25 protein-coding genes are annotated in these 24,451 nt (G+C 65.3%); 16 read left to right on the top strand and 9 right to left on the bottom strand.

The genetic code is table 11. The features are described from left to right. Positions 1 to 87: 87 nt before the first annotated feature. Positions 88 to 555: a MarR family winged helix-turn-helix transcriptional regulator gene (locus tag ACVW1B_RS10935; protein ID WP_253608980.1), complete on the bottom strand. Its 468-nt coding sequence runs from the start codon at positions 553 to 555 to the stop codon at positions 88 to 90. A 146-nt stretch (positions 556 to 701) separates the two neighbouring features. On the opposite strand from ACVW1B_RS10935, the gene ACVW1B_RS10930 reads away from it, so the two are divergent. Beyond that, a complete protein-coding gene (locus ACVW1B_RS10930) occupies positions 702 to 1,103 on the top strand; it encodes an Ohr family peroxiredoxin (protein WP_253608981.1) in 402 nt (133 codons plus the stop codon). A gap of 96 nt (positions 1,104 to 1,199) precedes the next feature. After that, positions 1,200 to 1,604, top strand: a complete 405-nt coding sequence (locus ACVW1B_RS10925) for a cupin domain-containing protein (protein ID WP_253610029.1) — start codon at positions 1,200 to 1,202, stop codon at positions 1,602 to 1,604. 51 nt (positions 1,605 to 1,655) lie between these two features. On the opposite strand, the gene ACVW1B_RS10920 is transcribed toward ACVW1B_RS10925, so the two are convergent. Continuing rightward, a complete protein-coding gene (locus ACVW1B_RS10920) occupies positions 1,656 to 3,173 on the bottom strand; it encodes an MFS transporter (protein ID WP_253608982.1) in 1,518 nt (505 codons plus the stop codon). A gap of 214 nt (positions 3,174 to 3,387) precedes the next feature. Here ACVW1B_RS10920 and ACVW1B_RS10915 point away from each other — a divergent pair, with 214 nt between their 5' ends. After that, a complete protein-coding gene (locus ACVW1B_RS10915; RefSeq protein WP_456780696.1) occupies positions 3,388 to 4,296 on the top strand; it encodes a LysR family transcriptional regulator in 909 nt (302 codons plus the stop codon). Positions 4,297 to 4,477: 181 nt separating this feature from the next. Here ACVW1B_RS10915 and ACVW1B_RS10910 read toward each other — a convergent pair whose 3' ends face one another. After that, positions 4,478 to 5,389, bottom strand: coding sequence for a LysR family transcriptional regulator (locus ACVW1B_RS10910; protein WP_456780697.1), 912 nt, complete (start codon positions 5,387 to 5,389; stop codon positions 4,478 to 4,480). 124 nt (positions 5,390 to 5,513) lie between these two features. On the opposite strand from ACVW1B_RS10910, the gene ACVW1B_RS10905 reads away from it, so the two are divergent. Beyond that, positions 5,514 to 6,953 carry an MFS transporter gene (locus ACVW1B_RS10905; RefSeq protein ID WP_456780698.1) on the top strand — a complete coding sequence of 480 codons (1,440 nt, stop codon included), beginning with the start codon at positions 5,514 to 5,516 and terminating at the stop codon, positions 6,951 to 6,953. Between the two features lie 20 nt (positions 6,954 to 6,973). On the opposite strand, the gene ACVW1B_RS10900 is transcribed toward ACVW1B_RS10905, so the two are convergent. Both ACVW1B_RS10900 and ACVW1B_RS10895 read right to left on the bottom strand, forming a co-directional pair. Further along, positions 6,974 to 8,167 (bottom strand): MFS transporter, encoded by a 1,194-nt coding sequence (locus ACVW1B_RS10900; protein WP_456821604.1) that lies wholly within the window; start codon positions 8,165 to 8,167, stop codon positions 6,974 to 6,976. Beyond that, a complete protein-coding gene (locus tag ACVW1B_RS10895; RefSeq protein ID WP_253608987.1) occupies positions 8,164 to 8,946 on the bottom strand; it encodes a GNAT family N-acetyltransferase in 783 nt (260 codons plus the stop codon). Before ACVW1B_RS10895 ends, ACVW1B_RS10900 begins: the two co-directional genes overlap by 4 nt. 103 nt (positions 8,947 to 9,049) lie before the next feature. Here ACVW1B_RS10895 and ACVW1B_RS10890 point away from each other — a divergent pair, with 103 nt between their 5' ends. Together ACVW1B_RS10890 and ACVW1B_RS10885 are read left to right on the top strand one after the other, a co-directional pair. Continuing rightward, positions 9,050 to 9,949, top strand: coding sequence for a LysR family transcriptional regulator (locus ACVW1B_RS10890; RefSeq protein WP_456780699.1), 900 nt, complete (start codon positions 9,050 to 9,052; stop codon positions 9,947 to 9,949). A 68-nt stretch (positions 9,950 to 10,017) separates the two neighbouring features. Next, positions 10,018 to 10,781, top strand: a protein-coding gene (locus ACVW1B_RS10885; RefSeq protein WP_092083899.1) for an IS5 family transposase whose coding sequence is annotated in 2 segments (ribosomal slippage) — positions 10,018 to 10,353 and positions 10,356 to 10,781 — 762 coding nt in all. Because the reading frame shifts where the segments join, the coding sequence is not laid out codon by codon here. Positions 10,782 to 10,927: 146 nt separating this feature from the next. Here the strand turns inward: ACVW1B_RS10885 and ACVW1B_RS10880 are convergent. Next, complete coding sequence (locus ACVW1B_RS10880) at positions 10,928 to 11,725, bottom strand: DUF899 domain-containing protein (protein ID WP_456780700.1); 798 nt, start codon at positions 11,723 to 11,725, stop codon at positions 10,928 to 10,930. A 217-nt stretch (positions 11,726 to 11,942) separates the two neighbouring features. On the opposite strand from ACVW1B_RS10880, the gene ACVW1B_RS10875 reads away from it, so the two are divergent. The 6 genes from ACVW1B_RS10875 (at position 11,943) to ACVW1B_RS10850 (ending at position 17,736) form a co-directional block, all read left to right on the top strand. After that, on the top strand, positions 11,943 to 12,452 hold the full coding sequence (locus ACVW1B_RS10875) for a MarR family winged helix-turn-helix transcriptional regulator (protein ID WP_253608990.1): 510 nt from the start codon (positions 11,943 to 11,945) through the stop codon (positions 12,450 to 12,452). After that, positions 12,449 to 13,309, top strand: a complete 861-nt coding sequence (locus ACVW1B_RS10870; RefSeq protein ID WP_456780701.1) for a DMT family transporter — start codon at positions 12,449 to 12,451, stop codon at positions 13,307 to 13,309. The genes ACVW1B_RS10875 and ACVW1B_RS10870 overlap by 4 nt, the downstream gene beginning before the upstream one ends. 165 nt (positions 13,310 to 13,474) lie before the next feature. After that, the gene (locus tag ACVW1B_RS10865) at positions 13,475 to 15,571 is read left to right on the top strand and encodes a YncE family protein (protein ID WP_456821603.1); all 2,097 of its coding nucleotides are present in this window, start codon (positions 13,475 to 13,477) and stop codon (positions 15,569 to 15,571) included. Positions 15,572 to 15,662: 91 nt separating this feature from the next. Beyond that, positions 15,663 to 16,130 carry a carboxymuconolactone decarboxylase family protein gene (locus ACVW1B_RS10860; protein ID WP_253608993.1) on the top strand — a complete coding sequence of 156 codons (468 nt, stop codon included), beginning with the start codon at positions 15,663 to 15,665 and terminating at the stop codon, positions 16,128 to 16,130. Between the two features lie 165 nt (positions 16,131 to 16,295). Further along, the gene (locus ACVW1B_RS10855; RefSeq protein WP_141342111.1) at positions 16,296 to 17,168 is read left to right on the top strand and encodes a bifunctional helix-turn-helix transcriptional regulator/GNAT family N-acetyltransferase; all 873 of its coding nucleotides are present in this window, start codon (positions 16,296 to 16,298) and stop codon (positions 17,166 to 17,168) included. A 70-nt stretch (positions 17,169 to 17,238) separates the two neighbouring features. Then, positions 17,239 to 17,736 (top strand): peptide deformylase, encoded by a 498-nt coding sequence (locus ACVW1B_RS10850; RefSeq protein ID WP_253608994.1) that lies wholly within the window; start codon positions 17,239 to 17,241, stop codon positions 17,734 to 17,736. Between the two features lie 125 nt (positions 17,737 to 17,861). Here ACVW1B_RS10850 and ACVW1B_RS10845 read toward each other — a convergent pair whose 3' ends face one another. Both ACVW1B_RS10845 and ACVW1B_RS10840 read right to left on the bottom strand, forming a co-directional pair. Continuing rightward, positions 17,862 to 19,124, bottom strand: a complete 1,263-nt coding sequence (locus tag ACVW1B_RS10845; RefSeq protein ID WP_456821602.1) for a serine hydrolase domain-containing protein — start codon at positions 19,122 to 19,124, stop codon at positions 17,862 to 17,864. A gap of 188 nt (positions 19,125 to 19,312) precedes the next feature. After that, positions 19,313 to 19,786: a VOC family protein gene (locus tag ACVW1B_RS10840; protein ID WP_253608996.1), complete on the bottom strand. Its 474-nt coding sequence runs from the start codon at positions 19,784 to 19,786 to the stop codon at positions 19,313 to 19,315. 425 nt (positions 19,787 to 20,211) lie between these two features. Between ACVW1B_RS10840 and ACVW1B_RS10835 the strand changes: the two genes are divergently transcribed. After that, positions 20,212 to 20,865, top strand: a complete 654-nt coding sequence (locus ACVW1B_RS10835; protein ID WP_253610030.1) for a glutathione S-transferase family protein — start codon at positions 20,212 to 20,214, stop codon at positions 20,863 to 20,865. A gap of 80 nt (positions 20,866 to 20,945) precedes the next feature. Here the strand turns inward: ACVW1B_RS10835 and ACVW1B_RS10830 are convergent, their stop codons facing one another. Beyond that, positions 20,946 to 22,133 carry a serine hydrolase domain-containing protein gene (locus ACVW1B_RS10830; RefSeq protein ID WP_253608997.1) on the bottom strand — a complete coding sequence of 396 codons (1,188 nt, stop codon included), beginning with the start codon at positions 22,131 to 22,133 and terminating at the stop codon, positions 20,946 to 20,948. A gap of 373 nt (positions 22,134 to 22,506) precedes the next feature. Between ACVW1B_RS10830 and ACVW1B_RS10825 the strand changes: the two genes are divergently transcribed. From ACVW1B_RS10825 to ACVW1B_RS10815, 3 genes are all read left to right on the top strand, one after another. Then, positions 22,507 to 22,671: an FAD-dependent oxidoreductase gene (locus ACVW1B_RS10825; RefSeq protein ID WP_456821601.1), complete on the top strand. Its 165-nt coding sequence runs from the start codon at positions 22,507 to 22,509 to the stop codon at positions 22,669 to 22,671. Continuing rightward, a complete protein-coding gene (locus ACVW1B_RS10820) occupies positions 22,619 to 23,653 on the top strand; it encodes an FAD-dependent oxidoreductase (protein ID WP_456821600.1) in 1,035 nt (344 codons plus the stop codon). Before ACVW1B_RS10825 ends, ACVW1B_RS10820 begins: the two co-directional genes overlap by 53 nt. Positions 23,654 to 24,028: 375 nt before the next feature. Continuing rightward, positions 24,029 to 24,265: a hypothetical protein gene (locus ACVW1B_RS10815; protein ID WP_253608999.1), complete on the top strand. Its 237-nt coding sequence runs from the start codon at positions 24,029 to 24,031 to the stop codon at positions 24,263 to 24,265. Positions 24,266 to 24,451: the final 186 nt, after the last annotated feature.

Genomic DNA, 24,451 nt, shown 5'->3' with positions numbered 1-24,451 from the left:
AAGCGGCGCGGAGTTGTCGGTCGCGCCGTGGCGAAAATGCGGAAGGGCGCGGCGCGGATACAGCGCGTTACAATCTGGCCCGCAGGATCAGCCCTTCTTCGGATCGGTGCGCGTGTTGCGCAGCAGATTGTCGCGCAGCCTCGCGACGGTCTTCTGCACGACGGGAAATTCGTCTCCGAGCCCGGTGGCTTCGACCAGGGACACATTGATGTCCTTGTCGAGCAGGCGCCGGCCCGCCGCCGTCAGGCTCACCCGAACCTGCCGCTCATCGGCGGGATCTCTGACGCGGCTGATATAGCCGCTCTGCTCGAGCTTCTTGAGGATCGGCGTCAGCGTGTTGGATTCCAGAAACAGCTTCTCGCCGAGCGCGCTGACGGTCTGCTCGTCCTCTTCCGACAGCGCCACCATGGCGATGTATTGGGTGTAGGTCAGGCCGACCGCATCCAGGATCGGCTTGTAGGCGCGGCCGAAGGCCAGATTGGCCGAATAGACCGCAAAGCACAGAAAATTCGAGAGTTTTCGGCCCTTGGTCTCGGCCTTGGAGGTGCGGGTCACGGACGTCTCCGGAGTTTGTGATGTCGCAGTCCATATAAATCGCATCCGATTAAATCGGAAGTGCTTGACACGATCAAGCCTGAAGCCTATTTCGACGCGCACACGATTAGATCGGATACGATCTATATTCACCAAAGGAGCTCGCCATGACCACCAATGCAAAGGTTCTCGTCACCGGAAAGACCCACGTCACCGCCGGCCCGAACGGCGCCGCCCGCTCGCGCGACGGCTTCCTCGACGTCAAGCTGCCGCAGCCGCACCCCGCCGCGGAAAACCTGTTCGCGGCCGCCTGGTCGGCCTGCTACATCGGCGCGATCCAGCTCGCCGCCGGTCAGCGCAAGGTCAAGCTCGCGAGCGAGCCCGAAGTCGACGCCGAGATCGATCTGAACCAGGCCGGCAGCGCCTTCTTCCTGAGCGCCCGCCTCAACGTCCACGTCCCCGGCGTCGAGCGCGAGGTCGCGCAGGAGCTGATCGAAGCCGCGCACGGCATCTGCCCCTACTCCAAGGCGGTCCACGGCAACATCGATGTCACGACCACCCTCGTCTGAAACGAGCACATGACGATCTCCGACGCGGGCCGGCCGCTTGCCGGCTCGCGGTCGGGCAAGTCCAGAAGACTGGAGTTCAAGATGACCAGCAAGCTGATGAAGGCAACGCGCCTGCTCGCAAGGACGGCCTTGTTCACCGCAAGCCTCCTGACCATACCGAGCGCACAGGCGCAGCAACCGACTGGTTTCACGCGAACCGACCTGCAGCGCCACGACCTCAGCGTCGGCGGGCATGAAGCCGTGCAGGTGCGGGTCGACATCGCGCCGGGCAAGGCCTTCGGCCGCCACACGCATCCGGGCGAAGAAATCATCTACGTGCTCGCCGGCACCCTCGAATACGACGTCGACGGCAGGCCGCCGGCGAGGCTGAAGGCCGGCGACGTGCTGTTCATTCCCGCCGGCACGGTCCATGCGGCGAGGAATGTCGGCGACGTCACCGCCAGCGAGCTTGCGACTTACATCGTCGAGAAGGACAAGCCGCTGCTGACCCTCGTGAAGTGACCGGTACCGCCTACCCGCCCCGGCGCCTGGGCAGGCACGGCGACATCGTGTTCACTTCGTGCCGTGAGCCTCGGCCTGCCGCACCGGCCGCGCATTGAAGATCAGGAAGCTGAGCGCGGCCATGACCCACACCCCGATGCCGCCATAGAGCATCACCCAGCCGAAGCCGCTCGCGAGTGCCTGATGCACGACCGGGCCGGTCAGCTCCGGCGCGGCTGCGACGTCGCCGGCCGCGATCCGCTCGCCGATCGCGCGAAGTTGCGCGCCGTCCAGCGCCGGTAGCACCGCCTTCAGATGCGCCAGCACGCCGCTTGCCAGGATGAAGCCCATCAGCGCGATGTTGACCGAAAGCGAAACCATCCGCGCGCTCATGTCGATGCCCGAGGCCATGCCGGCGCGGTCGTTCGAGACCGAGCCGGTCGTCGTGTTGGTGACCGGCGTGTTGGTGATGCCGAGGCCAATTCCGGCGAGCAGGCAGCCGGGCAGCATCGTCAGCCAGTCCGGCTGCGCGGCGGCGCTGGCGAATTTCATCAGCATGAATCCGGCGCCGATCGTGAACAGCCCCACCGGAATGATCAGTCCGGGCTGATAGCGCAGCGACAGTCGTTCGGCGAACGGCGGCATCACCAGCGTCGGCAGCGTGTAGGCAAGCAAGGCAAGTCCCGCGGACACGCTGTCATAGCCGAGGCCTGCATGAAACCAGATCGGCAGATAGATCATGAAAGGCCAGTAGCTGAGGTTCATCGCCGCCGAGCCGACGATCGAACCGGAGAAAGCCGGGATCCGAAAGACAGAGAAGTCGAACATCGGCCGCCGGCTGATTCTCTCGGCAACCAGGAACGCGGCGAAGCTCGCCGCGGAGACGCCGAGGATCACAAGCCCCTTCAAGCTGACGAAGCCGAGATCCGGCCCCTGCGTGATGTAGAAGGCGAGGCAGAACACCGCGACCGACATCGTCACGATACCGGCGACGTCGAGGCTGCTGGCCTTTGGGTCCCTCGATTCATGCACACCGCCGATCGTGAGCACGAACGCCGCGGCCGCGAACAGCACGTGGACGAGGAACACCCACTCCCAGCTCAGCACCGCGACGACGGCGCCGCCGATGATCGGGCCGAAGCCGAGGCCGATGCCGAAGATGACGCCCCACCAGCCCCAGGCGACGGCGCGCACCCGGCCGCCCTGGAATTCGTGCGAGAGCACGGCGATCTGGCAGATCAAGAGCGCGCCGCCGCTGAGGCCCTGCAGGAACCGGGCGACAATCAGCGTTTCGACGCTCGAGGCGACGCCGCAGATCAGCGAGGTGATGCCGAATGCCGCGATCGCGACCAGGAAGATGCGCTTGCGGCCGTAGCGGTCCGCCACCGTCCCGATCGCCATCAGCACCGTGGTGACCGCGATCGTGTAGGCGTTCATGATCCATTGCAGCGCCTTGAAGTCGGCATGCAGCACCCGCTCCAGCGTCGGCAGGATCGCGGGGATGCTGGAAATCTCCAATCCGAACATCAGGCAGGCAAGGCATACGGCAGACAGCACGACAGCGCCGCGGCGGCTCAGTTCAGTAGACATGATCAGGCCTTTTGTTGTGGCAAGCCAACGGAGTACCGCACGCTGTTGCCAGGGTGCTGGCAGCAGCGTCGGTCGATCGACTCACGATGTATTGAGGCAGCAGCGGCAGGAATCGGGTGGCCACGGCGCTTCACAACGCAAAGCTAGTCATGGCTTGAGCAGTGGTGAATTGGATGACTAGATATTTCAGAGACAACAAATCCGGATGACTGACATGACCACGCTCGACGTCGACGCCGTGAGGACATTCGTGACCATCGCCGATCTCAAGAGCTTTACGCGCGCCGCTGAAACGCTCGGCACCACGCAGGGCGCGATCAGCGTCAAGTTGAAGCGGCTGGAAAGCCAGCTCGGCCACAGGCTGATCGAACGGACACCGCGCCTGGTGCGCCTGTCGGCGCAGGGCGCAGCTTTCCTCGCCCCGGCGCAGGAATTGCTCGCCGCGCATGATCGCGCCGTCGCGGCGTTGTCGCCCGTGCGCCCGCGTCGCTTCTCGCTCGGCATTGCCACCCATGTCGGAGGCGCGGAGGTTCCGACCTTGCTGACGCGGCTGCATGCGCACGACCCGGCGCTCACCATCGAAGTAAGGCTCGAGGATTCCCGCGACCTGCTCGACGCCTTCGACCGCGGCGAGATCGATGCCACCATCATCCGCCGCGAGGACGACCGCCGCGACGGCGAGATGCTGGCGACGGACCACTATGGCTGGTTCGCCACGCCGGACTTCGTCCATCGCGCGGGCGAGCCGCTGCGGCTCGCCGCCTCCTCGCCGTCCTGCGGCGTGCTCAACATCGCGACGCGCGCGCTGGCGGCGGCGAACATCCCGTGGACGGAAAGCTTCCTGGGCTGTGGGTCCTTTGCTGTCGCCGATGCGGTCGCCGCAGGCCTCGCTACGTCGGTGTTCTCCCGCCGGCTCGCCCCGGCCGGGACGATCGAGGTCAGCCGGCGGCTCGGCCTGCCTGCCCTGCCGCCGTCCGAGATCATGCTGCTGTCGGCGCTGTCAGATGCAAAATCACGCGCGGTCCTGAAGACGATCGTTGGTGCCTTTCGCGAGCATCATCGGATGCCTGCGAATCGCGCGGCAGAGGACATCCATACCGTCACGGAAGTTGTCGGCTCCTGAACGGTCTGCGCGCCGGCCGGCTAGTGTGCTGAATGCGAAGTTCGTGCGATTTCGCGGCAGCCACTTTCACGAACTTCGCATTCACAAAGCACACTAGAATCATAAGTTTGCTAGTGTCCTTATCGAATCCGAAGTTCGCTCCGAAGGTGCGGCAAATGATGCGAACTTCGGATTCGGGACACTAGCGGCGCGCCCTTCCGGCGCGCTTTCCCTCGAACAGCGCACGCTCCGAGGCGAGCGCCCTGGCGAGAAAATCGAGCGTCGCGCGGATGCGCGCGGTGCGCTTGAGATCGTCATGCGTCAATAACCACAGCGCCGAGCGCGGCTCCGCCAGTGCTTTCGGCGTCAGGCGGCGCAGCGTGGGCGCGAGATCGCCGACATAGCAGGGCAGCAAGGCAAGCCCCAATCCCGCCGCAGCAGCATCGCGCAGCGCCGGAAGCGCATCGACCCGGCAGGTGATCCGCACCGAACGCACGTTCTCGCGCATCCAGCCGGCGATGACGGTCCCCGCCAGCGCATCGTCGAGCCCGATCCAGTCGTGCACCGACAGATCCCCGTCGACGCGGCGGGCGAGATAGGCGCGCGATCCGTAGACCGCATGGGCAATATCGGCAATGCGCCGTCCGACCAGCAATTCGGATGGCGCCGGCGTCGGCCGGATCGCGATCTCGGCCTCGCGGCGCGTCAGGTTCGCCATCGCATTCGAGATGATGATCTCCGGCTGGATCTCCGGATGCGCGGCGCGCATCGCCGGCAGATGCCGCATCAGCACCGCGCCGAGCGTGTCCGTCGTCGTGATCCGCACCGGCCCCGACGGCCTGAGGTCCTGCCCCGCCAGCTTGCGCTCGAGCGCAAGCACTTCGTCCTCCAGCCGGGCTGCCGACGCCGCCGCGATCTCGCCCGCCGGCGTCGGCGCGTAGCCGTCGCGGAAGCGCTCGAACAGCCGCGTTCCGATCGCATCCTCGATCGTGGCGAGCCGGCGAAACACGGTGGAATGCGTGACGCCGAGCCGGCGCGCCGCCCCCGAGAGGCTGCCTTCCCGCGCAACCGCAAGGACAAGGCGAAGGTCATTCCAGTCAAGCGGGCTGTTCATTTTTGCAAACTCAATTGGCAGAGTTGGCGAATACCTTATCACGGACAAACAGGCCATCTTCCCGAAAAGTTCGGCCGACGGGCGCACCTCGTGTGCCGCGCTGGCAACGCAGAGGAGCTGGCAGGTGACAAGCGAGACTACCGAGACGTTGCAATTGCACGACACGCGGCCCTCGGCGATCGATCCGCGGCGATGGCTGGCGCTGCCGGTGCTGCTCACCGGCGCCTTCCTGCCGATCCTCGACTTCAACGTCGTCAACCTCGCACTGCCGGTCATTCGCGACAATCTCGGCGCCAGCCCGAGCGAGGTGCAGTTCGTGATCTCGGCCTATGCCGCGACCTATGCGGTCTTCCTGATCACCGGCGGCAGGCTCGGCGATCTCCTGGGGCGGCGGCGGATGTTCCTGACCGGCGTCGCCGGCTTCACGATCGCATCCGTGCTGTGCGGCATCGCGTGGTCACCGGCCATGCTGGTCGCCGGACGAATCCTGCAGGGCCTGACCGCGACCGTGATGGCGCCGCAGGTGCTCGCCTCGATCCGCGTGCTGTTTCCGGCGGCCGAACAGGGCCGCGCGCTCGGCTTCTATGGCGCGACCTTCGGCCTTGCTAATATCTGCGGCAAGCTGCTGGGCGGCGTGCTCGTCTCGGCGCATCCGTTCGGACTGGCCTGGCAGGCGATCTTCCTGATCAACGTGCCGATCGGCCTCGCCGCCTTCGTCTGCGGCCTGCTGTTCTTGACCGACTCGCGCGCCGCGCACGCGCAGCGGCTCGACGTCGGCGGCGTCATCCTGCTGTCGCTCACGCTCGGCCTTCTGATCTATCCGCTGATCGAGGGCCGGGAATCCGGCTGGCCTATCTGGATCGTCGCGATGCTGTTGGCCTCTCCGCTGATGCTCGACGCTTTCGTCCGCTTCGAGGCGCGCCTCGAAGCCCGTGGCGGCGATCCGCTGGTCGCGCCGCATCTGCTGCGCAACAGCGATTTCGTGATCGGGCTGGTGATGGCGCTCGCCTTCTACATGCTGTCGTCGTTCTATTTGACCTTCGCGGTCTACCTGCAAAGTGGCCTGCACCAATCTCCGTTGGAGGCCGGCCTTGCCACCCTGCCCTTTGCCGCCGGCTTCTTCGTCAGCTCGCTGGTATCATCGCTGGTGATGCAATGGCTCGGTGCCCGCACGCTGACGCTGGGCTTTGCGCTCCAGGTCACAGGCTTCGGTGTCGTGATGCTGTCGGTCGGTGGCGCGCTTCCGCAAAGCCTCGAATTCGGCCTGATCTGCGGCGGGCTCGGCTTCGGCACCGTGATGCCCTCGGTGATCAAGGCTGTGATCGGCAGCATCGATCCACGCCATGCCGGGCTGGCATCGGGGATGATGATCTCGACCTTCCAGATCGGCGCCGCACTCGGCGTCGCGATTATCGGCGGCGTCTTCTACAGCCTGCTCGGGCCGCATCCGCAGGCCGACGACTACGCGCACGCCTTCACGATCGCGCTCGGCTGCAATGTCGCGCTGCTGGCGCTCGGCGGCTGGCTGTCGCTGTGGCTGCCGCGCCAGCCGGCGGCGGGTTGAGATCGACACCGCCGACGCGGCTATTGCTTCGCGGCCGCGAGCGGCGGCGGAAACAGCAGCTTGAGCAGGATGGCGGCAAGCAGCGTCACCAGGGCGAGACCGGTGGAGAGATAGAGCGCGCTCGCATCGCCGAACCGGTCGATCACGATTGCATAGATCAGCGGCGCCGCCGCCGCCGGCAGGATGAAGCTCGGGACAATGAGCCGGCCGACCAGCGTGCCATAGCTGCGATGATCGAACAGGATGAGCGGCAGCGTTCCCCTGGTGATGGTCAGAATGCCGTTGCAGGCGCCGTAGAGCAGCGCAAACGCAATCCCCATCTCCCGCGCCGATCCGCTGAACAGGCCGGCGATGAAGGAGAGCGGCATGATCAGGCAGGCCATCAGGTTGAGCGCAAGCGGATCGATCCGGACGCCGAACAGGACTTCGCAGAGGCGCGCGGCGGATTGCCCGATCCCCCGCAGCGTTGCGATCCAGACCGCAACGGTGACGGTAAGCCCGAGGCCGGTGAGCACCGCAATCATGTGCGCGGACATGCCGGCGTTCAAAAAGTTCGCGCCGGTCATGGTCACGGCATAGAGCCCGCTCGCCGCTGCAAGCTGCCGCCGCCCCACCGCGCGCGGTTGCCTTGATGCCACCGCAGAGCCCGGCACGCCGGCAAATCGCTGGTTCGGAATCAGCAGATGCAGCGGGATCGTCAATAGCGCAATGCCGGCATAGACCAGCACCGCGATGCGCCAGCCGAAATGGTCCGAGAGCGCATGGCCGAGCGGCCAGAACACGGTGGCGGCCAAGCCACCAAGCAAGGTGATCCCGGACATCGCACGGCGCGCCTCCGGCCCGCCGATCCGGGCCAGCGCCGCGAAGGCGGCATCGTACAGCGTCAGCCGCATGCCGAGGCCAAGAACGATCCAGGATGCGAAATAGCTGCCGATCTGGTGCGAGACCGCGAGGCCGGCGCAGCCGAGCGCATTGATCGCGGCGCCCGCGACCATGACCTGCCGGCCGCCGCTTCTGTCCACCCACCTGCCCGCAAGGGGCGACGTCACGCCCATCACCAAGAGCGCCGCGGCAAATCCGCCGTAGACGATGTCGCGGCTCCAGCCGAGATCCGCGGCGATCTGCTCGCCGAACCCGCCGACCAGATAGTAGGTCGCGCCCCACGAGATCAGTTGAGCCAGCCCGAGGGCAATCACGACCCGGCGTGCGATCACCGGGCCGTTTCCCTGTCTGACGGAAGCGTGGAAGCGCCCGGCCCCAGCGGCCGCTGCATCAGCACGGTGTCGACCCATTGCCCGAGCTTGAAGCCCACCGACCTCAACGTTCCGACCATCTCGAAGCCCATGCGACGGTGCAGCGCGATCGATCCGGCGTTGCCGCTGTTACCGATCACGGCGATCATTTGCCGCCACGGTCCCGCCTCCGACCGTTCGATCAGCGCCCGCAGCAGCGCCGCGCCGACGCGGCGGCCACGCAGGGCTTCCGACACGTAGACCGAGTCTTCAATGGTGTTGCGATAGGCCGGCCGCGGCCGGTACGCTGTCGCGTAGGAGTAGCCGGCCACCCGTCCGTCGATATCGGCCACGATATATGGCAGCCCAGCGGCCAGCACGGCGGCACGGCGCCCGAGCATCTCGTCGAGTGTCGGCGGCACTTCCTCAAAGGTTGCCAGCCCGTTGAGCACGTGGTGCGCGTAGATGCGCTGCACCTCCGCCATGTCGACCTCTGTGGCGTCGCGGATCACGGTGTCTTCGTTGTCTCTCATCCTTGCCTCGTCTAGCGGCATCATGCCCGTGCTTCGACGGCGCGTCGGTGCACGTTGCGGGCACCACGGGCTCATCTCGACATCGCTGCGCGACAGTCCGACATCCGCAAGCAGGCGATCATCGAGCTCGCGCAGCGCCTGCCGGCGGCGGATGCGCGAATGCGGCGAGACCGCAAGATAGCGCCCTAGCTCGACGATGACACCGCCAATGGACTTGAGGCCGGACAATGCCTGCTCCCGGTCTGCCGAAGCCGTCGCTTGCCGGACTATGCGCCCCGCCGTTATATAAGTGAAGCTTTGACAGCTTATGCGCGGTATAAGAGATACTTTGATGAAGAACCTCAACCTCGATTATCTCGAAAGCTTCGCTGTCGTGATCGACTGCGGCAGCTTCTCGGCGGCGGCCGAGCGGTTGCAACTCACGCAGCCCGCGGTGAGCCTGCAGGTGCGCCAGCTCGAGCGCAGCCTGAATGCGACCTTGATCGAGCGGGTCGGACGCAAGGCCAGACCGACCGCCGCCGGCGTCGCGCTGCTCTCCCATGCGCGTCAGATCAATGCGGCGGTGGCATCGGCGGTCGACGCCGTTGCACAGCAGACGACGGGAACGGCAGGCCGCGTGCGGCTCGGCACTGGTGCGACCGCGTGCATCTTCCTGCTGCCGCCGATCTTAAAAGAGTTACGGGCCGCGCTGCCCTCGCTGGAGATCACGGTCACGACCGGCAACACCGCGGAGATCGCAAGGGCGGTCGAGGAAAACACCATCGACATCGCGCTCGTCACGCTGCCGGTGTCGGGACGCAGCTTCGAGATCACGCCGGTCATGAACGACGAGTTCGTGCTGATCGCGCCCCGCGACATGCAACTGCCGGCGCGGATCACGCCGGAGGTGCTGGCGACCAGGCCGGTGCTGCTGTTCGAGCCGGGCGGCAACACCAGGCGCACCGCGGACGAGTGGCTGGCCCGCGGCGGCGTGTCGTTGAAGCCGTTGATGTCGCTCGGCAGCGTCGAGGCGATCAAGGAGATGGTGCGCGCCGGGCTGGGCTGTGCGGTGCTGCCCGGCATGGCCGTCCCCGCCAGGACCAAGCAGCGCGACCTGGTCGTCCGGTCGCTGTCACCAAAGCTCTACCGCCGGCTCGCGGTGGTGATCCGCCGCGACAAGCGCCTCGATCGCGGGCTGCGGCAGACCTTGTCGGCGCTGAAGGCACTCTCGGCCAAGGACAATGGCCGCTAGGCGGTGTGGACTCTAAGGATTCCCTTTTAGGAGCAAATCAGATTCAAGGCTGCTTTTGGGAGGCAGTCTTGGGTGTGATGGATCGTCTGGTGTTGAGCGATGCGGCTTGGGAGCGGATGGCGCCGCTGATCATAGGCCGGCCTGACCAGAAGGGCTCGACCGGGCGCGACAATCGGATGTTCGTGGAAGGTGTGCTGTGGATCGTTCGCACGGGCTCTCCCTGGCGTGATCTTCCGGAAGCGTTCGGGGATTGGAACAGCGCGTTCCGGCGCTTCAGCCGATGGAGTGCCAAAGGCGTCTGGTGGCGGATCTTCGAGGCAATGTCCGACGATCCGGACTTCGAATATCTGATTGTCGATTCCACCATTGTTCGAGCCCATCAGCATGCTGCCGGGGCCAAAAAAGGGGGTCTGAAGATCAGGCGCTTGGCCGTTCGCGCGGCGGCCTGAGCACCAAGATACATATGGCCGTTCGCGGCTTGGGATGTCCGGTACGGTTCACGATCACCGCAGGCCAGAAGGGCGATGCACCGCAAGCCGCCACATTGATCGAGGGATTGCCTGCCGAGGTTTTCATGGCCGATACGGCTTATGACGCCGATCACCTGCGCCAGGACATTGCAGCCAAGGGCGCGCTCGCCGTCATCCCCAACAACCCGTCACGCGCGCTCAAGTATCCGCTCGACAAGCATCTCTATGCCCAGCGCCATCTCGTCGAATGCTGCTTCTCAAAGCTCAAGCAATTCCGCCGCGTCGCAACCCGCTTCGAAAAGACCGCCCGAAATTACCTTGCCGTCATCACTCTCGCAGCCATCGTCCTATGGCTGCGATAACTGTCCACACCGCCTAGAGCGTCGAGCGAGGCGGACGCCGGTCCGCGTCAAGAAAGCAGGCATGACAAGGAGCGGGAGCTTCGGTTCTGATCCAATCAAAACCGAAGCCCTCGGAAGCACGCCGCGCGTTCTCCCCGTTCTACCCCTTACGTCGCTTTGCGCTCCTGCTCCGCGATCTTGCGGAACGCGGCCTCGCCGGCATCGGTCACCGCCGCCCATTTTGCGTTCGGCGTGGCCTCGGCGTCGTAATTGTCGTGCCAGTTCCACCATTTGTAGGTCGGGCTCTGCGGATAACCCTTCGGCGAGTCCTCCCAGAGTTCCTGGCGGCCGAGCGGCGTGATGTCGAGATAGCTCCACACCGTACCCATCGCCTCGTCGCCGCGGCTGTTGACGAAATAGGTGCGGAAGATCCGCTCGCCGTCGCGGATGAAGACGTTGTGGCCGTGCCACTCGGCAACGCCGAAGTCGGTGTCAAAACTGTCGGTGATCGTGTACCACGGCATGTCCCACTCCATCCGCGCCTTCAGCCGCGCGATGTCGGCCTGCGGCGCGCGCGAGGCGTAAGCCAGCGTGGTGTCGCGCTGGTTCAGATGGGAGAGGTGACTGACCTGATCGGCGCCGAGCGAACAGCCGCGGCAGCCATGGTCCGGCCAGCCGAACACGCCGGGCTCGAAGAAGGCGCGGTAGATGATCAGCTGCCGGCGGCCCTCGAACAGGTCGAGCAGGCTCGCCTTTCCGTTCGGTCCTTCGAAGACATACGGCTTCTCGACCGCCATCCAGGGCATCCGCCGCCGCTCCGCCGCAAGCGCGTCGCGTGCCCGCACCTGGGCCTTTTCCTTCACCAGCATCTCCAGGCGCGCCGCCTCCCACGCCTCCCGTGACACCACCGGCGGCGTCTGCATCGCTGCCAGTCCGCCGCGATCGTTTTCAGATGATTTATTCATGATGGTCTCTCCATCTCCGATTTGGACGAACTCCGCTCCCCGAGCGCGGTTCCAGCGCCGGCGGCCGTTCGTCATTGGCCATGCCGCAATCTGGCTCGGCAGTGCTGGCGAGCGGGAGTGACAAGTGTGTCGGGATTTTTCGCGCAGGTGGTCAGACCGCATCACCATGTTTGTGATATGCTTGCACTTTGCAATTAACTATGCGAGCCTCACCGGCATGAAGCAAACCGCTGCCCCCGCGTTCGATGATGGCCTCAAGCTAAGCGCATGGCTGCCCTACCGCCTGTTCCTGGTCGCGGCGCAGGTCGCCCGCCCGCTCGAGCGCTTCTACGGCGAGACGTTCGGATTGAGCCAGGCGGGCTGGCGCATCCTCGCCGTCATCGCCGAGCGCGACGCGGCCAACGCCTCCGAGATCGGCCGCGCCTGCGCGCTCGATCCGTTCGCGGTCAGCCGCGGCATCGGCCAGCTCACAGAGCTCGGCTTCGCGGTGCGACGCTCCGGCAAGTCCGACCGACGCTTCGCCGCCGTCAGCATCACCCGCAGCGGCCGGGCCGCGTTCAACCGGATCGCCGCACTCGGCAGCGCGATCGAGGCGCGGCTGCTGGCGCGGCTCTCGGAGAGCGAGCGAACAATACTCGACTCCGCCCTCACCCGGCTTGAGGGAGAAAGCGCGCGGATCGACGCCGACGGCTGGCGCGCACTGCGCGATGACGCCGGCGCGCCATGACGGCCCTGCTGTTCGCAGTGACCGCGCTGCTCTGGGGCGGCGGCGCGCTGGCAACGGCAATGCAGGCCGGCGTGACGCCCGCGCCGTGGTCGGTCGCGCTGCGCATGGTGCTCGCGGGCGTCATCCTGCTCGGCTACAGCCGGATGCGCGGCGTGCCGCTTGCGATCCCGCGCAAGGACCGGCCGGCGGTCGCGTTGCAGGGCCTGCTGTTCTTCGCCATTGCCTTCATCGCCTTCTATGAGGCGACCGCACGCATGCCGAGCGGGCTTGCGGCACTCGTGCTGTCGACATCGTCGCTGTTCGCGGCCGTGATCGCGCGTGCCGCACTCGGCGTGCCGATCTCTTCCGGATTCGTGTGGGGCGCGCTGTGCGGCATCCTCGGACTGGCGATCATCTTCCTGCCCGGTGCCGCCGCGCAGGGAGTCGCACCGCTTGCGGGATTCGCCTGGGCGCTCACCGCGGCCATCGCAACCGGCGCCGGGACAACGGTCGGTGCGCGCAACCAGCGCGCCGGACTGCCTGTCGCCTCCGTGCTCGGCTGGGGCGCGTTCGTCGGCGCGGCGGCGAGCGCGCTGTGGGCCGTCGCGACGGGCACGCCGTTTGTAGCCGACATTTCGCCCTCCTACGTGGCGAGCTTCCTCTATCTCGCGATCGCCGCGTCCTGCATCACCTTCATGCTCTATTTCGAGCTGGTGCGCCGGCTCGGTCCCGGCCGCGCGGCCTATACGCTCGTGCTGGTGCCGCTCGTCGCGCTCGTGCTGTCCGCGCTGTTCGAGCACCTTGCGCTGGGCTGGCCGGTGCTCGCCGGCGCCGCCGCGATCCTTGCCGGCAACGTGCTGGTGCTGGCGCGCGCTTGACCGGCTCGTCGGCGCACAGCCAGAGGCATGCGGCAAGTTGTCCCGCGCCGGCGATCGCCGGCCAGTCAACCTCTTATTTCCCGATCGCATTAATCGGACGTTGTCCGGCTCGCATATAAAGAAGCAACCCGGGACGACGAGGCGGCTTCGCAGGGTTACCCGATCGTGAATTCCATCCGCAGAATCGGCAACACCGAGTACTTCGCAATCCAGGTCGACGGCCAGGATGACTGGATCATGCGTCCTGCCCTCGGCCAGCGGCCCGCGCGGAATGCCGGGCTGCTGCCGGATGGCATCGCCTGGTTCTTCAACACCGACGCTGGATTCATCTTCTATGATCTCGCGCATCGCCAACTCGTCGATCGGCTGCAAACGCCCTGGGCCCGCGGCCACGACGGAAAGGACGCGCGCGACGATTATCTGAGTTACGGATTTCTCCAGAGCAAGGATGGCCGGTTCGTCTATCTCCTGCTTTATCACGCCGCGAACGCGACTGACCTGCATGTCATCGACCTCGAGCGCAGGGCGATCGTCCGCTCGGTTCTGGACATGCCGAGCGGCAACTCGCTGTGCCCGCCGGTTCTGGACCAGGCTGGCCGGATTCTGGTTTCGGCGTTCCGGCACGACAATGGAATTATCGCGCTGCTGCTGCGCATCGATCCTCAGACGGGCCATCACGAGGTGTCGAGCTGCGAGGGATCGCGGGCGAGGTCGTTCCTGATCCGCTCGAGCCCATGCGGCCGCTATTGGTTGCGCGCCGACAACTCCCGCCTTCCAATGCTCACCGAGGAGGCCTCACTCGTCTCGCGAATGCTGGGCAGAGACACCACAGCGCAGCGGGAGTATTTCAGCTTTGCCGTCGAGATCTGGCAGGCGTTTCCGCTGCGGCGGTTGCATTCCGTCGCGCCGATGTGGATGCAGGCGGAAGGGCTGCCCGACAACGGCCACATCGACTACGACCGGCGCAAGCAAGGATTGCCGCCGCAGCGCGGCGGGATCTACCGCACGGTGTCGCAGTTGCTGGATCAGGAGGGCTCGCTCACGACCAACCGGATCAGCGCGACATCGCATCCCGGTCTGTGGCCGGATCCGAACGGCCACTACGCCAATGTCAGCAGCAATCTGCGCGACTTCGAACTCTCCGAGCGCGACGTGATCGGCTGGCAAGGCGATGGCCAGGCCTTCTGGTTGAAGCGGCAAGACTTCGTCGCCTGTGTCGGCGTGGACGGTACGGTCTCGCCCAAGATCATGCTGGAACGGTTCGGGATGGACAGCCGCCCCTGGCTGGTCAACGCTCGCGGTTGGTCGGAGGCGACGCCCCTGCCGGACCGTCGCCTCGATATGCGGTTCACGGAGGGGATGGTGACGGTCTCCGGCGCGCCAGGCGATCCGGTACACCGCGTCCGGGCGGTGCCCGTAACCGAGGATCATTTCAGGCCCGCGCCTCCCGAGCCGCAAGACGAGGACAAGGATGCCGCGCTCGCCAAGAAGGCCGAGACGCTCGCCAAGCGGTTCAGCACCTACGCCGTCGATCTCGCCTCGATGAGCGAGCCCGATTGTATCGCGGCCATCGATGCGCTCACGGCGCAGATCGGTCCCGATATCAACGAGCGTCCCTACGACAACCACCTGCAGGCGGTGTTCCGTTGCGATGGCAAGCGGCTCAACGAGAAGAAGTTCTTCACGCATGTCGCGAAGCACTGCCCCGGCGCCGCGCCTGCGATCCGAAGGCTGATCGACGCGGTATGCACGCACATCGGACCGCATGCCAACGCCTGGTACGATCCTTACGGAGACGAGATTCCGACCGCGCTGTTCGGCTACGCCGCATGGTGCCTCGCGCGCCTGGACAAAACGAGCAACGATGTCCTGCTGCGCTACTACGGGCTGGTCGATACCGACCACGAGAACTTCTTTTTCGAGAAGATCGCTCCGTTGATGCTGGAGAACGCAGGCGACGCGAGTGCTCGCCTGGAGCTCGCGGAAGGGTTCTATTTCGGTGATCTCGGCAATGCCATCGGTCACTCGGCGCTCTGGCGAATGGCGAAGATGGCCGAGCATGCGGCGAGCCTGATGACGGCGAAGCAATATGCGGCGCGATTGCTGGCGCGCGCAGCCGCGACCTCCGCCGCGCGATCGAAGTCGGAGTTCGGGTATTATTGTTTCGACAATCTCGCGCGGTTCCTGACGGATCCTTCGCAATGGGAAACAGAGCTGCTGCAAGAACTTCGGCAAGCGGCGAGCGATCTCGCGCCCCAATAGCGCCGCGGCAGATGAGAATATCGCGCCGGCATGTCACATTCGCCGTTCCTCGTTCGTCATGATGTCGTCAACCAACCCAGGGAAACCGACCATGACTGTCAGACTTGATCCGCTCGCCGCCGCCCCCAAGATCATGAAGATCTGGTTCGACGCGTCGGTTGCGATCTCCTCCAGCCTCGAGCCGAAGCTCGCCGAGCTCGTGAAGATCCGCGCCTCGGAGATCAACGGCTGCGCCAATTGCATCAATTTGCACACGACATTTGCCCGCGATGAGGGTGAGACCGAGCAGCGCATCTACCTGCTGTCGGCCTGGCGCGAAGCGCCCTGCTACACCGATCGCGAGCGCGCCGCGCTCGGCTGGACCGAGGCCCTGACGCGGATCTGCGAGCAGCATACCCACGTCGCAGCCTACGAGACGCTGAAGGCGCATTTCACGCCGGAGGAGCAGGTCAAGGTGACCTTGCTGATCAACATCATCAACGGCTGGAACCGGATCGCGGTCGGCTTTGGCGGCTTCGTCGATCCGCACGTGATCAAGGCCAGGACGGCCGCGGCGTGACCGCGGAAACGGCACGAGACGACGCAGCGGCTGACTTCGCGCCGCTGCGTCCCAGGCTGATGCGCGTCGCCTATCGCATGGCCTCTGCACTAGGCGGCAGGGCTCCGTTCGGTCTGGATCGCCGGCCGATTGACGCGGCGACGATATCTGACTAAAGTCAGATATATGCTCGACCCCGTGTCCCGCGTCCGTCGCTTCAACCGTGCCGTGACCTCCGCCGTCGGCGCGCTCGACACCTCGTTCCTCGGGCGCGGCCGGCCGCTCGGCGCGGCGCGCGTGCTGAACGCGATCGGACACGGCCGCGCCGATGTCGGCGAGATCAGGGATTATCTCGGGCTCGATTCCGGCCTGATGAGCCGCCTGCTGCGCAGCCTCGAGGACGAAGGCCTGATCGAGACCACGGCGCATGGCGACGATGCGCGCCGCCGCATCGCACGGCTGACGGCGGCGGGTAGGCGCGAGTTCAACGCCTATGAGGCGATCTCCAACCGGCAGGCCAAGGACTTTCTCACCCACCACAGCCAACGCGAGGCGCTGCTGGCGGCGATGGACCTGATCGCATCGGCGCTCGGCCGCGACGGCACCGCCCTCGATGAGATGGATCCGCGCAGCGACGAGGCGCGCTACTGCCTCGGCGAATATTACGCCGAACTGGCGCGGCGATTCGAGAAAGGCTTTGACGTCAAGCTGTCGCGCGACCCTGAGGCCAAGGACATGGTGCGCCCACGCGGCAGCTTCATCGTGGCGATGTCGGACGGCCTGCCGATCGGCTGTGTCGGGCTGAAGGGCAGCGGCGGCGAGTTCGCCGAGATCAAGCGGCTCTGGGTCGCACCTGGCGCGCGCAGCCTCGGCCTTGGCCGCCGCCTGATGGACGCAGCCGAGCAGGCCGCACGCGAGCTCGGCATCGCGGTGTTGCGGCTCGACACCAACAGCGCGCTGCCGGAAGCCGGCCAGCTCTATCGCAGGACGGGCTGGACCGAGATCCCGCGCTTCAACGACGACCCCTACCCCGATCTGTTCTTCGAAAAGCATCTCTGAACGGCGCGCCGCACGCGGTGCCCGGGATCAGCATGTTGTCCGGCGCGATGCACTGGCCTAAGACACGGGCATGACCATTCGCCCCATCGTGCGCTATCCCGATCCGCGCCTTGCACTGCCGGCCGAGCCGGTGACCATGTTCGACGAGGCGCTGCGCGAACTGGCGCAGGACCTGCTCGAGACCATGCGCGCGGCGCCCGGCATCGGCATCACCGCGCCGCATATCGGCGTATCCCTGCGCGTCGTGGTGCTCGAGCTCGATGCCAGCGAGGGCGCGCGGACCTATGTCAATCCGGAGATCATCCGGACCTCGCCCGAGATAATCCTGCACAAGGAAGGCAGCGTCTCGATGCCCGGGGTCAACGACGAGGTCGAGCGTCACGCCCGCGTCCGCATCCGCTATCAGGATCTCGACGGCAACATGCAGACCGAGGAATCCGACGGCCTGCGCGCCGTGTGCCATCAGCACGAGATCGATCAGCTCGACGGCGTGTTCTGGATCAGGCGGCTGTCCCGCATCAAGCGGGAGCGCCTGATCAAGCGCTTCGACAAAATCTCGCGGACGTGATCGTAGCCCCGCATGAGCGAAGCGACATGCGGGACAAGCCGCGATCAGCAGACGGAAAGGCCCCGGATATCGCTGCGCTCATCCGGGCTACGCGTCTTGCGCGAGCGAACCAACCTGCCTTCGTCCTACCCTCCCGCCATCAGATCCTTGGCCAGCGCCATGTAGGCCGGCAGCGTCACAGGGTCGTTGGCCGCGTTGCCGGCGGCCGGGTGCGAAGCGTAGCGCGCGATCACCATCTCGGCCTTCGGATCGATATAGAGGCCCTGGCCATAAACGCCGCGCGCCATGAAGGCGCCGTGCGCATTGTGCGTCACCCACCATTGATTGCGGTAGGATGCCCCTGGCAGCGTGGTGTAGCCGGCAGGCTTGAATTTCCCGGGATCGCCGCCGCGCGCGATGTCCTCGACCACCTGAGACGGTACGATCTGGCGGCCGTTGAAGCGGCCGTGGTTGCGGATCGTCTCGCCGAACCGGGCAAGATCGCGCAGCGTCGTCGACAATCCGCCGCCACCGCTTTCGGTGCCGATGCGATCGACGTGATAATGCGCATCCTCCTCGGCGCCCATCGGGGCCCAGATCCGCTCGGAGAGCAGGTCCGATAAGGTCATGCCGCTGGCACGGCGGCAGATCCAGGCCAGCACGTCGGTGTTGACGGTCTTGTAGGCGAACGCCTTGCCGTGCTCACCCAGCTTCTGCTGCGCGCAGAGGAAATCGAAGATATTGGTCGCGCCCTCATAGCCCGGCTCGATCGGCGCCATGCCGTTGGCGCGCCGCAGCCCCCACACGTCGGAATTCTTGTCGGTATAGACCTCGGTGTATTTGAGGCCGGTGGTCATATCCATCGCCTCGTGCACGCGGGCATCGCCGAACGCGCTTGCCTTCAGCTCCGGCACGTAATCGGTGATCGGCGCCTGCGGATCGATCTTGCCCTCCGCAATCAGGATGCCGGCGAGCGCGCCGGTGAACGATTTGGTCACCGACATCGCGATGTGCGGCTTGTGCGACCTCAGGGCGCCGAAATAGCGCTCGTAGATCAGCTTGCCCCGGTGCAGCACGGCGATGCCGTCGGCATAGGTCTCCTCGAGCATGCGCGCGAAGGTCATCGGGCGGCCGTCCATCGTCACCGATGCCGACGCGCCGATATCATGGTCTTCGCGCGGCAGCACCGACGCCGGCCCTGCCCCGCGCCAGACATTCACGGTCGGCACCAGCTGGCGGATGTTGCTCCAAGCCCAGCGCAATTCGGGGAAGCTGCGGAACGAGCCGTTCTGGAAGGTGATGGTCCTGTCCTGCGGCGGCGGAAAGCCCTGCATCCAGCCAAGCGTCTGCGGATCGGATTCGGCGGCGGTGAGATTTTGCTGTTGATTGGCGGCGGCTGCGACGGACATCAGGACTGGCTCCAGAGCTGCGAATGCGAATTTCGTATCACGCGACAGCACCAGGCACATCCCGCGTTTGCGCCGGGGTGATCGTCGCGGCGAGCGCACGCCGCAACGCAAATGGCCGCGCGCCGCACATACCGGCTCGATCGGACACCTGACTATCGAGCCCGGGCCAAATCATTCCACCACGCGGATTACCCCGCCGCCGCGCGCTCGATCGCGGCGATGTCGATGTTCTTCATCGTCATCATCGCCTCCATCGCGCGCTTGCCGGCGGCGCGGTCGGCGCTGTTGACGAGCTCAAGCAGCCGCCGCGGCGTGATCTGCCAGGCAAAGCCCCAGCGATCCCGGCACCAGCCGCATGGCAACTCCTTGCCGCCGTTGGAAGTGACCGCATTCCAGTAGCGGTCGGTCTCCTCCTGGCTGTCGGTGAGCACCATGAAACTGACCGCCTCGTTCGGCACGTAGTTCGAGCCGCCGTTCAGCCCCACGAAGCGGCGGCCGAGCACGGTGAACTCGACCGTCAGCTCCTCGCCCTGCCCGATGCCCGGTATCGGCGATTGATGGCCTGCGCCGACATGACTGTCGGGAAACGTCGCAGCATAAAACTCCGCCGCTTCGCGCGCCCGGCCCTGATCGAACCAGAGGCATGTAACGAGATCGGTCATGGCAGTCTCCTTGTTTGCGCGCAAAGGACGATTGGCGAAGACGGCAGCCGACATCGCGGCAACAGGCTGATGAAAAATATTTGCGGAACCTCGTTCGTCACAACACCCGCCTCTACACCCGATCGTCGTCCTGGCGAAAGGACCCATAACCACCGCAACTGATTGGGAACGGGATCACGGCCCCAGCGTCGCATAACAATTGAGATTTGGGGTAATGGGTCCTGGCTTTCGCCAGGACGACAGTGAGTGTGTGGCATGGCCTCCATCCCCAATCGTCGTCCCTGCGGGTTCTCGCCTTTGGCAGGACCGGTCCCGGATTTCGCTGCGCTTCATCCGGGCTAGGCTTGGCCAAAATATTCCGGAATCAGCTGTCGGGGCGCGCGCCGCCCGCTCGTCCTCAGGACGCAAGGACATGGAGAGAAACGATGACGCCCATCATTACCGCCTTCGAACGGTCGCCCGATGGCGGCAAGGGACTGGCGCGCGATACGCGCGTTCGCTGGGCGCTGGAAGAAACGGGCCAGCCTTACGAGGTTCGCCTTGTTTCGTTCCAGGCGATGAAGGAACCCGCGCATCTGGCGCTGCATCCCTTCGGCCAGATTCCGACCTATGAGGAAGGTGATCTGGCGCTGTTCGAGACAGGCTCGATCGTGCTCCATATCGCCGAGCGTCATGCCGGCCTGCTGCCCGGCGATGCCAATGCCCGCGCCCGCGCGATCACCTGGATGTTTGCCGCGGTCAACACGGTGGAACCGCCGATCCTCGAACTCATGACCGCCAGGATTCTGGAGAGCGACAAGCCCTGGACCAAAGACCGCCTGCCGCTGGTCATGGATCGCATCCGCGACCGGCTGACGCAACTCTCCCCCCGCCTCGGCAAGGCCGACTGGCTCGACGGCGCGTTCAGCGCGGGCGACCTGATGATGGTGTCGGTGCTGCTCAGGCTGAGAGCATCGGGCATTCTCGAAGAATATCCGGGCCTGTCCGCCTATGTCGCCCGCGGCGAAGCCCGGCCGGCTTACCAGCGCGCTTTCGAGGCTCAGTTGGCGGTTAACACGGGTAAACCACCGACCGGCTGAGGTTGGCGACAACAGGGACAGCGCTCTCGCGCAGACGACAAAGCCGCCGGACATCGGTGCACTCGTCCGGGCCAGGTTTGCTAGTCGAATGGATCGTGTTCTGGCAGCGGTTCGGTCAGTTCGAAGCCTGGATGAAGCTGCGAAATAATCTCCAGTGCGGTGCGGCCGGGTGCGATCCCCGCGGGGTGCACGCGGGACGCATCGAAATACTGGTTGCTCAGCACCGCGACACCGCATTGCAGTTCCGGCACGACGATCACGATCGCTTCGAATCCGCCTCTGCTCGTCGCGCCGTTCTTTGTGAAAACGGTATGGCCCTGCGCGTCCGTGGTGATCTGCCAGGCGAGGCCCATGGTGACGCTGGTCTTCTCCCCGCAGATGGGGAATGTCCCCTGGTTCTGCTGCGTCAGCGCGATTTGCGACCCGAGCGGCCCGTTCGGGGCCGCGATCTGCGCCGCGAGAAACCTGATCATATCGTCGCCGGTGGTCTTCAGATCAAAGGCCGTGCCGCCGGTCGGCGTGTTGCGGTCGAAGACGATCTGGTATGGCGGCTCGGAGCTCTTGCTCCAATGCCCGATACATCCCTGCGCGATCTTCCACGACGAATTGAGCACGGCTCCGGTCTGCTTCATGCCGAGTGGACCGGTGACGTATTCGGCCAAAATTTCGTTGTAGTTATGGCCCTTGTCTTTCGCAAACATCTGCGTGACCGCAAAGCCCAAGGTCACGAAGCCGATGTTGGAATACTGCCAGCAGCCTTGCGGCGGCGTATCATATTGATTCCACCAGTTGATGAGTTCACTGGAGGGCGGCTCGTCCGCAAACAGCTGCTCGCTGTAGCCAGTCAAGCCGTCCCCCGGCTGCTCCGGCATGCCGGAGGTATGGGTGGCGAATTGCACGAGCTGGATGGCGTCCAGCACCGGCGTTCCCACCGCGTTCGCGCTGAAGAGGTTCAGATAAGGGCCGATGGTATCGTCAAGAGTGGGCCCACCAGCCTTGACCGCCACCGCCAGCAATGTGCTGGTGAACACCTTGGTCACCGATCCGATCTCGAACACCGTGTCGGTCGTGACACTGAATGGCGCGGGCGAAGAGCCGGCCACGCCTGACAGTCCCTTGGGGTAGACGTAGCCCTTGGTGCCGAACGACTTTTCGTCATAGACCGCGATGCAGCAGCCAGGGGCGTTGCTGATGTCGAGATATTTTTTTGCCGCCTGTTGAACGATCTGTGCCGGACTTGTCGTCGCCTCGATCATCTGGTCGCTCATTTCGCCCTCCTGCCGGTGAAGATGCACCATGTTAACCCTTGGTTGCATCATCTCATATAACGCCGTTCAGCGCGAGTGAAATCACCGTGACTATTTGTTTCAAGTTCGCTCAGTGGAGCGTTCGCGCGGAAAAACAGCGTCGTCAGACGCCGGCTTGCGCCGACTTCCCGGCAGTCGCGAAGAGTCTCGCGGGAAATCGGGGCCGGGTTAGCCGAACGCGTAACCTGCTGCCTCGCGGCCGGCTTCAAGATGTGGCGGATTACGCTTCGCCGGTCCACCTGCGCGCTCAGCTGGATTATGCTTGCTGCCAGGGCATCGGAAATGACATGGTCGATCTCACACTGCCGATGCAGGCAGAGCGCAGGACTTCTTCGTGAGCCCCAATCAAGCGATCAAACTTGCGGTGATCGGACGCGGCCTGATCGGATCGGCAGCTGCGCGGCATCTGAGCAAGATGGGCCACGATGTTGCGCTGATCGGGCCCGATGAGCCGGCGGGATTTTTCGCGCCATGGCGGCGTCTTCGGCAGCCACTATGACGAGGGCCGCATCACGCGGAGTTACGATCCGGGGCCGTTCTGGCGGCAAGCGAACCGCGCCGCGATTTCGCGCTACGGCGAGATTGCAGCGGAGAGCGGCGTGGAGTTCTATCGGGAAGCTGGAGCACTTCACATCGGCCGCAGCGAAACCAGCGATGTTGCTTCGATCGGCAGGATCTGTGCCGAAGACGGGATCCGGTGTGAAGCCTATCATGATGCGGGGCTCGCGGAGCGCTTTCCGTTTCTGAAATCGACGGCGGGAATGCAGGGTTATTTCGAGCCGCACAATGCCGGATACATCAGCCCGCGCCGCCTGGTCCGCGCGCAGACGATCGCGGCGGAACGCGCCGGCGCCCGGATCATCGACGAACCCGCGCTGGGGATTTCGGAAAGCGGCTCCGGCGTCACGATCCGGACGCGATCGGGGAGCGTCGAGGCCGAGCGCGTTCTGGTTGCGGCGGGCGGGCACACCCAATCGCTGCTCGGCCGCTCCCTGGGCTTTACGGTCTATGGGCGGACCGCGGCGCTGTTCCGGCTTGGTGCGGCGGAGGTTCAACGCCTGGCCGGAATGCCGTCGATGCGTTGTCTCGGGCCCAAGGGCGACAATCCCTACATCCTGCCTCCGATCCGCTATCCGGACGGCCAGACCTGGCTGAAGCTCGGCGGCGATCCGGTCGATCTTCCGCTCGGCAGCGAGGCCGATATCAAGAACTGGTTCCGCTCGGGCGGATCGATTGAGGTTGCCGATCGGCTTCAACAACAGATCCTTGACCGCATTCGCGACCTCGCTTTCGAGGAGCGCCGCGTCGTGCCTTGCATGACCACATTCGGCGACAGCGGCCTGCCCTGCATCGGACCACTTTCAGAGCGCGTCACAGTCGCCTTCTGCTGCTACGGCAAGAGCGCAAAATGTTCGGACGAACTGGGCCGGCTCGGCGGCATGGCGCTGCTCGGCGAGGTCCGAGCGGAGCTCGCGCCGTGACGGAGTTTTGTGCGGCGTTTGCGTCCGAAAGTTCCTAGGCACGGGTAGCCCGCACGAGCGCAGCGATATGCGGGACGCCACGACACGCCCCGGATATCGCTTCGCTCATCCGGGCTACGCTTGCTGAACCCGTAGGAGCGTCAACGCGCACGTAACGCACCCTCACGATCATCACGCGAAGACGTGATGGATTACGCTTCGTTCATCCGGCCTGTCGGTGATGGTCTGCATCGCGCGACACAACGGCGAGGATCGCATTGCTCACGCAGCGTTGAGCCGGCGTGAGTGATGATTGCATTCAAGTCCGCCGTCGCCGTGCACAAATATCTGACGAGGCCAGACTCCTCGGCCCCATAAACAAAACGGAGAAACTCCATGACCAACGTCAAACTCCTGTCGGCTTCCTTGATCGCGGTTGCCATGATCGCGTCGCCGGCAATGGCGCGTGAAACCCACGCGATGTCCCGCCACGTCGCGGAGGCGAGCGCCGCCGCGCCGACCGAGCCCGTCTATGTCGACGGTCGCGCCTGCATTCCGGCGCCGCGCGTCGGTTCATTCGCCACCGCGCCCTGGACCGGCAACAATGTCCCCTGCGAGCCGGGCCCATATTGATCGCTCAGCGCGCATCGATCGGTCGGGCGGCCTCCTAGCTGCTTGACCGCCGTGGTGTGCCATCGCGACGATGAAACAGCGAGTAGCCCGCATGAGCGCAGCGATATGCGGGGCACCACGCGACACACGGATAGAAATGCCCCGGATATCGCTTCGCTCATCCGGGCTACGCTTTGCTACCGTCAG

It is taken from the genome of Bradyrhizobium sp. USDA 4502 (assembly GCF_054063355.1).
Note: the sequence above shows the minus strand (reverse complement) of the source record. Positions and strands in the feature narration are given on the sequence as shown.